This window comes from Leucobacter chromiisoli (assembly GCF_016522505.1).
Classification (GTDB): domain Bacteria; phylum Actinomycetota; class Actinomycetes; order Actinomycetales; family Microbacteriaceae; genus Leucobacter; species Leucobacter chromiisoli.
Window position 1 is genome coordinate 21,665 of the sequence record NZ_JAEHOH010000026.1, and the last position, 9,587, is coordinate 31,251.

The 9,587-nt window shown below is 67.1% G+C and carries 11 protein-coding genes and 2 pseudogenes; 8 read left to right on the plus strand and 5 right to left on the minus strand.

Translation table 11 applies throughout. The features are described from left to right. The first annotated feature begins 128 nt into the window (after positions 1-128). Positions 129-629: a DNA/RNA helicase gene (locus JD276_RS15025; protein WP_200116480.1), complete on the plus strand. Its 501-nt coding sequence runs from the start codon at positions 129-131 to the stop codon at positions 627-629. A 112-nt stretch (positions 630-741) separates the two neighbouring features. Here the strand turns inward: JD276_RS15025 and JD276_RS15030 are convergent, their stop codons facing one another. Beyond that, positions 742-1,182 carry an NUDIX hydrolase gene (locus JD276_RS15030; protein WP_307866604.1) on the minus strand — a complete coding sequence of 147 codons (441 nt, stop codon included), beginning with the start codon at positions 1,180-1,182 and terminating at the stop codon, positions 742-744. Further along, a complete protein-coding gene (locus tag JD276_RS15035) occupies positions 1,073-2,260 on the minus strand; it encodes an alpha/beta hydrolase (protein WP_233615788.1) in 1,188 nt (395 codons plus the stop codon). Before JD276_RS15035 ends, JD276_RS15030 begins: the two co-directional genes overlap by 110 nt. A gap of 261 nt (positions 2,261-2,521) precedes the next feature. On the opposite strand from JD276_RS15035, the gene JD276_RS15040 reads away from it, so the two are divergent. Then, positions 2,522-3,118: a DUF305 domain-containing protein gene (locus JD276_RS15040; protein ID WP_200116482.1), complete on the plus strand. Its 597-nt coding sequence runs from the start codon at positions 2,522-2,524 to the stop codon at positions 3,116-3,118. 288 nt (positions 3,119-3,406) lie between these two features. Here the strand turns inward: JD276_RS15040 and JD276_RS15045 are convergent. Next, a pseudogene (locus JD276_RS15045) lies at positions 3,407-3,661 on the minus strand (integrase core domain-containing protein); the annotation flags it as partial. 45 nt (positions 3,662-3,706) lie between these two features. On the opposite strand from JD276_RS15045, the gene JD276_RS16425 reads away from it, so the two are divergent. After that, complete coding sequence (locus JD276_RS16425; protein ID WP_200116483.1) at positions 3,707-4,171, plus strand: transposase; 465 nt, start codon at positions 3,707-3,709, stop codon at positions 4,169-4,171. On the opposite strand, the gene JD276_RS15055 is transcribed toward JD276_RS16425, so the two are convergent. After that, positions 4,119-4,688, minus strand: a complete 570-nt coding sequence (locus JD276_RS15055) for an alpha/beta hydrolase (protein WP_200116484.1) — start codon at positions 4,686-4,688, stop codon at positions 4,119-4,121. The two genes, JD276_RS16425 and JD276_RS15055, sit on opposite strands and share 53 nt — an antisense overlap. A gap of 429 nt (positions 4,689-5,117) precedes the next feature. Here JD276_RS15055 and JD276_RS16035 point away from each other — a divergent pair. Beyond that, positions 5,118-5,863: pseudogene (locus tag JD276_RS16035) on the plus strand (PQQ-dependent sugar dehydrogenase). 163 nt (positions 5,864-6,026) lie between these two features. Here JD276_RS16035 and JD276_RS15070 read toward each other — a convergent pair. After that, on the minus strand, positions 6,027-6,512 hold the full coding sequence (locus JD276_RS15070; RefSeq protein ID WP_200116487.1) for a cyclophilin-like fold protein: 486 nt from the start codon (positions 6,510-6,512) through the stop codon (positions 6,027-6,029). 204 nt (positions 6,513-6,716) lie between these two features. Between JD276_RS15070 and JD276_RS15075 the strand changes: the two genes are divergently transcribed. From JD276_RS15075 to JD276_RS15090, 4 genes are all read left to right on the plus strand, one after another. Further along, entirely contained in the window at positions 6,717-7,331 is a 615-nt protein-coding gene (locus tag JD276_RS15075; RefSeq protein ID WP_200116488.1) for an MmyB family transcriptional regulator, read from the plus strand. Next, positions 7,328-7,660, plus strand: coding sequence for a carboxymuconolactone decarboxylase family protein (locus tag JD276_RS15080; protein ID WP_200116489.1), 333 nt, complete (start codon positions 7,328-7,330; stop codon positions 7,658-7,660). The genes JD276_RS15075 and JD276_RS15080 overlap by 4 nt, the downstream gene beginning before the upstream one ends. Positions 7,661-7,795: 135 nt before the next feature. Then, entirely contained in the window at positions 7,796-8,980 is a 1,185-nt protein-coding gene (locus JD276_RS15085; protein WP_200116490.1) for an MFS transporter, read from the plus strand. Between the two features lie 9 nt (positions 8,981-8,989). Then, a complete protein-coding gene (locus JD276_RS15090) occupies positions 8,990-9,358 on the plus strand; it encodes a cyclophilin-like fold protein (RefSeq protein WP_200116491.1) in 369 nt (122 codons plus the stop codon). Positions 9,359-9,587 lie beyond the last annotated feature (229 nt).

The following is a 9,587-nucleotide window of genomic DNA, read 5'->3' on the forward strand; positions in this document are numbered from 1 at the left end:
CGATGGCCCGCCGCCCATAGGGCCCTGGGAATCGCGACCGCGAGAGCCCGCAACCCCGGTGCTTCGGTGTAGCGTGGAGGAAACGACCTCGCAGAGGCGAAGGCCTCGCAAAGCCAACGGAGGACAGCATGGCACTCTCACGTAAGCGCCGCCGCGAACTGCGCCACCTGCGCAAGAACGCACAGGATCTGCTCGACGAGCAGCGCGTAGTCCTGAGCCACGCGGGTGAGGTGCTGCACCAGGCCACCCGTCACGCGAAGAACCTGAGCGACGAGTACGTCGCCCCGAAGGTGAACGAAGCCGTCGACAACGTCCGCCCCTACGTCGACCGGGGCGTCGACTCCGCACGGCGCGCGGCCGATCAGGTGCGGATGGTCACGACCCCGCTCGTGGCGAACGCCCTCGCCAACACGGTCCGCACGCTCGACAAGCTCGACAATCGCGAGGCGTCCAAGCAGGTGCGCAAGTTCGGCGAGCGCCGGGGGCTGCTGAAGAAGAAGCGCGGCGGGGGCGGGCTCATCGCCCTCGGCCTCGGCGTCGCCGCCGCGGTGGGCGTCGGCTACGCGCTGTGGCAGGCCTTCCGCACGGACGACGAGCTCTGGATCGCCCCGGAGGACGGCGCGGCCTGATTCTGAGCGCGAAAGGGCGGCCCCGGTGTGATCCGGGGCCGCCCTTTTCGCATCTCCTTGCGGCCGGGGGCCGGCGATCCCGATCCCGCCTGCGCTGCTGTCGCCGCTATCGCTAGCGCTGACGCTGACGCGCCGGGGCGCGGCGGTTGTTGATCCCCGCCATGCGCAGTCCCGTCTGCACGAGCGAGAGGGTGCGCAGCGAGCGGATCTCCTTTATCGACACCCAGCGCGCCTCGTCGGAGGATCCGCCGACCTCGTGACGCAACGGCCCGTCCTTCACGGAGGCTCGGTACACGATCCGGATCGTGTGCAGTTCGGGATCGGTGCCCTCCGGCACCTCCTCGCGCACCATCACCCGGGAGTCGACGCCGAGCAGCTTGCCGACCCGAGCCTCGAGCCCGGTCTCCTCGAGCACCTCGCGCACGACCGCCGTGCGGGGATCCTCACCGCTCTCGAGGCCGCCGCCCGGCAGCGTCCAGCCGTGCATGTGACCGCGGCGCCAGTGGGTGAGCAGGATCTTGCCCCGTCGCTCCACCACTGCGTAAGCGGCCACCCTCAAATCCATACTGAGAGCCTAGGGCATGTTGCTGAGCCGGACCTTCCGCTCGGCGGCCGCCGGCCCACCCCAGCATCCAGCGGTCGAGACGACGGTACGCCTCCTCCCGCGCGTCGTGCGCGGAGAGGAAGACGTCGTGCAGCGCTCCGTCGATGCGCTCCACCGTCACCGACGGTCCGAGCCTCAGGGACGCCCTGGCGATCTCGTCCACCTCGAGCACGGTGTCGGCGCGGGTGAGATCCTCGCTCCACCGCACGGGCACGGCGAAGCGCTGGGAGAGGAGCACGCAGACCGGGGCGCCGACGTCGATGCCGGCCGCGATGCGGGAGTGCCCCGCGAGGATCGCCCGCAGCCAGCCGGCGGAGACCGAGTGCGTGCGATCCGGCCGCCACACGGCGTTGATCTCCGCGGGGTCCGCCGCGTCGGCGACCTCCCGCTGCGCTCGGCTGTAGTAGCCGAAGTCGAGCTGCGGAGCGGCGTCGTGGGGGTTCAGCCTCGCCCTGAAGTCGATCAGCGGGGCGACGAGCTGCCGGATGCGACCGCTCAGCTGGAACTCCAGCCAGGGGCTGTTCAGCACCACGGCCTGCGCGCGGCCGGGGTGCCTGGCGCTCCACAGGCTGAGCACCAGTCCGCCCGTGGAGTGCCCCATCAGCACGAGCCCACGGGGAGACGGCGGGCCGGCGGGCGCGATGCCGTCATCCGGCTCCTGCATGATCTCCAGCGCGCGGCCGATCTCCTCGTCGTAGTCGTCGAGATCCTCGATGTAGCCGGGCGTCTGGCCCGCTCTCAGGCTGCGGCCGTACTTGCGCAGGTCGAGTGCGAAGAAGCGTGCTCCACGATCGGTGTAGAACCGGGCGAGGCGGCGCTGGAAGAAGTAGTCGGACCAGCCGTGCACGTAGAGCACATCGATGTCCTCGAGCGGACGGGCCCTGCGCAGCATCCGATCCCACAGGGAGCGCCGGACGGGCAGCGACCGGACGAGCGTCGCGACGACCGGTCCCTCGTCGTCGCTGCCCAGGTCGATGTCGCGGCATTCGAAGCCGGGGCCGAGCACGTCGGGGCGCCACGCGGTCATAACCTCAGTCTAGGGGCGGGGCGCGCTTCCCCACCGCCGGCCCTCGGCGTGCGAATGCCGCCGACCCCGGCGCAGAACTCGGAGCGGGGCGTCGCTGAGCCGAACCGCGTCACGCTGAGCAGAACATTACCGATCCAATCCGTCCGTATAGCACGCGCAATGCACGCTGTCGAGGCGGCTGCCTTCGACGGGCTTGCCTCGGTAGCGTTTTGCGGAAACCCATCGTGAGGAGACCGGAGACCGACCGTGAGGAGACCCAAGATGTCGTCTGCTGGCTTGATTGAGGAAGGGGAGCAGAATCCCGATGATTCCCGTAAGGGGCACGAGCTGAGACGCTATCTGCGTTTCGGGGCCATGATCCTGACCGGCATGGTCGTCATGTACTGGACGATGTTCGCCGGAGCATGGGCGTGGGGAGACGTCCGGTTCAGCGAGAGCCGGGTGTTCATGGCGATGACTATGGGCGGAGCCATGGGACTAGTGATGCTCGCCTGGATGCTGCGCATGTATCGCAACACGAAGGCCAATATCGCGGTCGTGGTGGTGAGTGTGCTGCTCCTCGGCGGAGGGGTCGCACTTGATCGTAGTCAAGCGACGGTCGACGACGTGAACTTCATGAGCGGCATGATCCCGCACCACTCACTCGCCATCACTCGTTCCGAGCGCGCCGGAATCGAGGACGTCCGCGTCTGCCAGCTCGCCGCGAACATCAGCGAAACCCAACGTCGGGAGATTCTCGAGATGTCTTGGCTGATCGCCGACATCCGGGCCAACGGAATCGCGAGCACCGTAGAGGAGGCCGAATCGCGCCCTGCGCCTCGGTTCACCGCACAGTCTGAACGGAGCTGCGTCGACTGAGGAGTGTCGTGAGGTCGCTCTCCTTTCCTGAACCAGCCCGGAGGGCATCGCGGGCAATCGCTCTCGATTTGGTTACAACCCTGCCGGGCTCGTTCGCGAGGCTTCTAGGGTTGGGTGGCATGACTGGTTGTTCACCCGTGCAGGGCCTCCACAGTGTCTGGGTGTCCGCCGCTGCCCTCCTGGGCGCGTTCGCGCTCGCCGGCTGCTCGCCGAGTTCCCCTCCGGACCCTCCCGCAGCGGAGGCCGAAGACGAGACCGGTCTGCTGAGGGTTTAGTTGAGTCCGGGGTTTATACCGCCAGACTGACGGCATCCATCATTATGATCTCGAACTCGACCGGTGTGAGCTTTCCCAGCCGGCGCTGACGACGTTTCCGGTGATACTTCCCCTCGATCCACGACACGATCGCGAGCCGCAGCTCTTGCCGGGTAGCCCACGACTTCCGATCGAGCACGTTCTTCTGCAACAGGCTGAAGAAACTCTCCATCGCCGCGTTATCCCCGCACGCACCCACACGCCCCATCGACCCCCGCAGACTGAATCGTGTCGTGTTTGATGGAGGGTAAACCTACACGGAAGGTTCTCCCCGATGGCAGCACAGCGGAAGTACCCTGCAGAGCTTCGCGAGCGCGCGACAAGGCTCTGCCTTGAGGCCCGCAGAGACCCCGAGACTCGGCAGGGCGCGTACCGGCGCATCGCCGAGCAACTCGGCGTGCATCCCGAAGCGCTGCGCACCTGGGTACATCGCGCGGAAACCGACGAAGGCCTGCGGCCCGGCACTACTTCCGATGACGCGGCCCGGCTCAAAGAACTCGAACGCGAGGTGCGCGAACTGCGACGAGCGAATCAGATTCTGAAGTCATCGGCGGCTTTCTTCGCGGCGGAGTTCGACGCCCATCCCGATGACCGAGAAGCTCGCCTACATCGACGCTCACAAGCACGAGTTCGGAGTCGAACCGATCATCCAGGCGTGGCAGGACACCCCCGCCCAGATCGCTCCATCAAGCTACTACGCCGCCAAGAGACGGCCACCCTCGGAACGCACGCTGCGTGATGCTGAGCTCTGCAAGAAGATCACCGACATCCATACAGAGAACTACGGTGCGGGACATGTCGTACATCGACGCGGTCGCGACCGCCTTGATGCGGCTATCGGACGTGGCAGCGGTGATCGCCATGCCGCTGAGTCCGCAGACCGCCTGCAGCCCGATCCGGTCGCGGTCGACGTTCTCCTGCAGTCCGAGGAAATCGACAGTCGCGCTGAAGTCCTCGGTGAAGACCTCCGGGGAGGCCACGTCGCGCACCTGGCCTCCGCTCTCCCCGGTGAACGACGGATCGAACGCCAAAGCGACGAACCCGCGGCGGGCGAGTTCGTTCGCGTACAGCCCCGAGGACTGCTCCTTGACCGCGCCGAAGGGGCCGCTCACGACCAAAGCGGGGAGCTTGCCTGTAGCGTTCACCGGAATGTAGAGGTCTCCGGCGATCTCGATGCCGAACCGGTTGTGATAGCGCACCCGTGTGCGGGTGACACCGTCGGCGAGCGTGAACGTGTAGCCATCTACGTGGGTCATGCATCTCCCTTTCTTCGCATTCTTCGCGTCGTTCGCCTCCAGTCTGCCCGATCACTCCCCCTTCGTCAGAAGCACTGACAGGGCCTGGCACGAGAGTGAATACGACCCCTAGATTTTCCGGAGACCGCTGCAAGCTGTACCCCGTCGCTCGCCCCGCGTCAGTACAGCCCACCTGGAACGAGAGGATACTCAACCGTGACGGCGACCAGATCTCCCCTGGCCACCCTGTTCGCGACCGCCGCGCTGCTGACCGTGGTCGGCTGCACAAGCATCGAGCCCGGAGAACCCGAGTCGAGGCCGGGCATCTCAGCGCCCCCGCCGTCGACGACGGCCCCTGATGGCGGATACACCGGTCCCGCCCTGGCCGGGCTGAGCAGTGAGGACTTCGAGGTCGAGGTGCTCTCTGACGAGTTGCAGTATCCGTGGGAGGTGCAGCTGGCCGGGGACGCGTTCATCGTCACGGAGATCGCGGGCACGATCGCGATGATCGGCGATGGGGGACTCGAACGCTACGAACTGCAGACCAGCGATCCGGTCGTCCATGACGGCGGCAGCGGTCTGCTCGGTATCGAACTGACCGACGATTTCGATCAGTCGGGAGTCGCCTACGTCTACTACTCCTACGCCGATGGCGAAGATCTTGCCAACCGGGTCGCCGAAGTCGTCTTCGACGGAGAGACGTGGGCGGAGACGAGCAGCCTGGTCGACGGGATTCCCGGCCATCAGCTTTACAACGGCGGGCGGATTTCCTTCGGCCCCGACGGCCACCTGTACGTGACAACGGGATGGACACCGAGGGCCAGCCGGTCGCGGGGAACGTCCGAGACGACTCCCTCGTGTACTCGCTCGGGCACCGCAACCCGCAGGGCCTGGGCTGGAGCCCCGAGGGCGAATTGTTCGTGGCCGAGCACGGGGAGAACGCGCACGACGAGATCAACCTGATCGAGGCCGGTGGCGACTACGGCTGGCCGACCGTCGAGGGCGATGAGAACGAGGACGGGCTGGTGGCGCCGTACCTGCACTCCGGCATCGAGACCTGGGCACCGTCGGGGGCCGCGTTCGCAGGCGATGAGTTCGTGTTCGCCGCGCTCCGAGGCACCGGCGTCTATGTGGTGACCGATGCCGACACGGCAGAGATGGTCTTCACCTCCGACGAGCGCGTGCGAGCCGTGTAGGCCGTTGGCGACAGCCTCTACCTCACGACGACGAACGCCTCGCCGCGCACCGGCGGCTCCGGCGTGCCCGACCGGCTCCTGCGTATCACCCCGACCGCGTAAACAGGCCGACCGCACCGTGACAAGACGCTCTGCGGCCACGTGCTCGGCAAGTGCGAATGCGTCACCGGCCGCCGGTGATGGTGACCTCGGTGCCGGCGAGCTCGGCGATGTGATCGGCGCCTTCGACGACGGTGCCCAACGGGATGAGGTCGTCGGAATGGCTGCCGAAATTCTGATAGAACAGGGCGAGGTTGTCCCATGGTACATAGAGAGTCAGATCCCCGGCCGAGGGTTGCGTGCCCGGCGACCCGTCGGTGGTGAGCGGGTCGGGCAGATAGCCGATCACCTCGGTGTTCGCGTAGTCCTCGAACTCCAGCGTCATCGGCAGACGGCTGATGAAATTGCGACTGGTGGGATTGTCGGTCATCTCGATCACAAGGGTCCGGTCACCGGTGGTGAAGGTCACCTGCCGTTGACCGATCGGTTCCTTGCTCGCATCCGACGATTCCGGAGAGACCGGCCCGCCAGAGTCGGAGGTGCGCGGGGTCGGAGCACCGGCTTCTGCATCGGAGGCGCTGCGGCATCCGGCGAGGCTGCCGAGCAGCACGAGGGACGCGACTATAACGGTCATCGTTTGCGGTTTGGGGCTCACGGATCATCCTGTTCTCGCAGCTATCGGGGACGGGGCCGGAAACCCGGATCCGTCGCGCCTTCGACATTATCCACGGGTGCGCGAAGGCGGGAGTCCCATCGGTGAGGGGGTACTGGCAGGGCCTGCCACAGGTGCGGCGGCGCCCCTATCGTTTCGAGTATGAACGAGCGTACGACGAAGCCGAAAGCACGCGGGCGCGAACCGCTGCGGCAGTCGTTGCGCGCCCTGCTGTCGGTGATCTCCGACGCTCCCGCGCTGATTCGCAATCGGCAGCTCGACCTCATCTCGGCGAACCCGCTGGCGCACGCACTGTATGAACCGGTCCTGACCGGGTATGAACACCCGAACCTCGCCCGTTTCGTGTTCCTCGACGACGCGGCGCAGGCCTTCTTCCCGGACTGGGAACGCCTCGCCGACGAGTCCGTGCATCTGCTGCGCCGCGCGGTCGACCACGATCCGTACGACAGATCGCTGCACCGCCTCATAGGTGAGCTCTCCACCCGGAGCGCGAGGTTCCGGCAGCGGTGGTCGGCGGGCCGCATGTGCAGAGCCCGTCCCCCGAGCGAACGGATCCGGCACCCGTTCGTCGGGGAACTGCGCCTGGTTCGGGAGGAGCTGAGCACGGCGCTCGACCCCGATGTGACCGTCACGGTGTACCTGCCCTCAGCGGAGGAGACCACCCACGAGCGGCTGGCGATCCTCACCAGCTGGTCCCAGCCGGACCGAACCCCGAAAGACCACGACCACCATCCGCGAAAGGAAGAATCGACATGAGCGAGAACGAGCAGGGTTGGACCGGCGGACAGCACGCGTTCGGCGACTTCGCCCCGGGCATGGTCCACTACACCGACAGGGTCCTCTTCGATGAGGTCTGGGAACGTGAAGGGCTGTCCAAGCGCGACCGCAGCCTCGTCACCATCTCCGCGCTGACCGCGCTGGGCAAGATGGATCAGCTGCAGTTCCACCTTGATTTCGCCCGCCGGAACGGCGTCTCCGACGAGGAGCTCAAGGAGGCCCTGCTGCAGCTCGCGTTCTACGCCGGCTGGCCCAACGGCATGGGGGCGACCACTGTGCTGAAGAACATCATCGAGAACGACGCCTGAGCAGCAGTTCCACCGTCCGTGTTTCGTATCATCGCAAGGAGTATCCCCACGTCCACCTCACGTTCCATAGCCACTTCGCCCGCAGGGCTCCCGCGCCGCGGTCTGGGTTTCGCTGCCGCCACCGCATCGCTCGTGATGGTGTTCGCCGCGTCCGGCGCCCCGATCCCGCTCTACGAGCGCTACCGAGCCGAGGACGGCTTGACCACCGCTGATCTATCGGTCGCCGCGGTAACGTATTTCGTCGCAGTCATGCTCGCCCTCGTCCTCCTCGGGCGACTCTCCGACCACATCGGGCGCCGGAGCGCCGCACTCGCGGCCGTCGCGCTCGCCACCGTGGGGTCGCTGATCCTGCTCGAGGTCACCGGGCTGCCGATCCTGATGGCCGGGCGGTTCCTGCAGGGCGTGGCGTGCGGCCTCGGCTCCTCGGCCGTCGCCGCGTACGTCGTCGATCTCGCCCCCGAGCGACCCCGGTGGCTCTCCGCCACGGTCGTCGCCGGCTCCCCGCTGATCGGTCTCACGATCGGCGCGGTCGGTTCCGGAGCGCTGGCCGAGCACGGCCCCGCGCCCGAGCGGACCCCATACCTCGCGGTGGCGGTGTGCCTCGCCGTGTGCGCAGCGCTGCTCGTGACAAGCCCCGAGCCGGTCGCTCGGCGCTCCGGCGTCCTGGCGTCGCTGCGTCCGCAGGTCTACCTCCCGCACCGGATCCGGCCCCTGCTGCCCGCTGCGATCGCGGTGTTCTGCGGCACCTGGGCGCTGGGCGGCTTCTACCAGGCCTTCAGCCCCACGATCTCCGCGCAGAGCCTCGGCACGGACGACACCCTGATCGCCGGCATCGTCTTCGCCTCATTCATGGCCCCTTACGCCCTCGGCGGGCCGCTGAGCGGCCGTCTGAGTCCGGTTGCCGCGCAGCGACTCGGGATTGTGGTGTTCGCCCTCGCCGTCGCCGGCGTGGTCATCGGTCTGCGCACCGGCGCGGTGCTCACGGTGATCCTGTGCGGCATCGTCGCCGGCTGCGCCCAGGGGGCGGCGTTCACCGGATCCATGCGCGGATTACTGCAGCGCACAAGCGCGGCAGATCGGGCTGGACTCATGTCCACCGTCTACCTGTTCTCCTACGGCGGCGCCGCACTCCCCAGCCTCGTCTCCGGACGCCTCACAGCCGCCGGCGTGTCGCTGGAGACCATCTCCCTGGGCTACGCCGCACTCGCCGCACTCGCGGCGATCGTCGTGCTCACCACGGCAGGCAGAGAGCGCGTCCATCCACGAGCGGCAGACGGCGAAGGAACAGTGTCGACCGCGCACCACGCCCCCGAAAAGTAAGGAGCACATATGGACATACGGATCACCGTCGGCGCGGAGACGCTGGTCGCACGCCTGAACGACAGCGCCGCCGCACGTGACTTCGCGACGCTGCTCCCGTTGAGGCTCACACTGTCGGACTTCCACGGCATCGAGAAAATCGCGGATCTGCCGAGCAGACTCGACACCTCGGACTCACCGGCGAGTGCGGCAGCGGAAGCCGGCGACATCGCCTACTACGCCCCGTGGGGCAACCTCGCTATCTTCATCCGCGACTTCGAACGCTCTCCCGGTCTTGTCATCCTCGGACGCATCCGCGAACCGCTGAACCCGCTCACCCGCACCGGAGGCAACCCGGTCATCACGATCGAGGCGGCCGAACACTCGTCCGACCGCTGACCACTTCGACCGAGGAGCCGCCCAGCACCCCTCGCGCTCTCTTCACAACGCTATTGCTATCTGCCCGGACCCGGCGCAGACACCTGGTTCTGTATCCTGGGTGGGACTGTCTGATTAACGGTGGATCTGGTCGGGCCTGACCGAAAGGAAGGGCGATGACCGATGTCATCGAGATGATCGATCCTGTGACGGGAGAGATCTTGGATGAGCAGCAGCTCGCGGAGCAGTT

What these genes read in the sequence shown, in the direction of transcription:
- JD276_RS15080 (WP_200116489.1), top strand. Translation starts at nt 7,328, where the DNA reads ATGAGCGAGAACGAGCAGGGTTGGACCGGCGGACAGCACGCGTTCGGC.
- JD276_RS15040 (WP_200116482.1), top strand. Translation starts at nt 2,522, where the DNA reads ATGTCGTCTGCTGGCTTGATTGAGGAAGGGGAGCAGAATCCCGATGAT.
- JD276_RS15085 (WP_200116490.1), top strand. Translation starts at nt 7,796, where the DNA reads ATGGTGTTCGCCGCGTCCGGCGCCCCGATCCCGCTCTACGAGCGCTAC.
- JD276_RS15075 (WP_200116488.1), top strand. Translation starts at nt 6,717, where the DNA reads ATGAACGAGCGTACGACGAAGCCGAAAGCACGCGGGCGCGAACCGCTG.
- JD276_RS15025 (WP_200116480.1), top strand. Translation starts at nt 129, where the DNA reads ATGGCACTCTCACGTAAGCGCCGCCGCGAACTGCGCCACCTGCGCAAG.
- JD276_RS15055 (WP_200116484.1), bottom strand. Translation starts at nt 4,688, where the DNA reads ATGACCCACGTAGATGGCTACACGTTCACGCTCGCCGACGGTGTCACC.
- JD276_RS15035 (WP_233615788.1), bottom strand. Translation starts at nt 2,260, where the DNA reads ATGACCGCGTGGCGCCCCGACGTGCTCGGCCCCGGCTTCGAATGCCGC.
- JD276_RS16425 (WP_200116483.1), top strand. Translation starts at nt 3,707, where the DNA reads ATGGCAGCACAGCGGAAGTACCCTGCAGAGCTTCGCGAGCGCGCGACA.
- JD276_RS15090 (WP_200116491.1), top strand. Translation starts at nt 8,990, where the DNA reads ATGGACATACGGATCACCGTCGGCGCGGAGACGCTGGTCGCACGCCTG.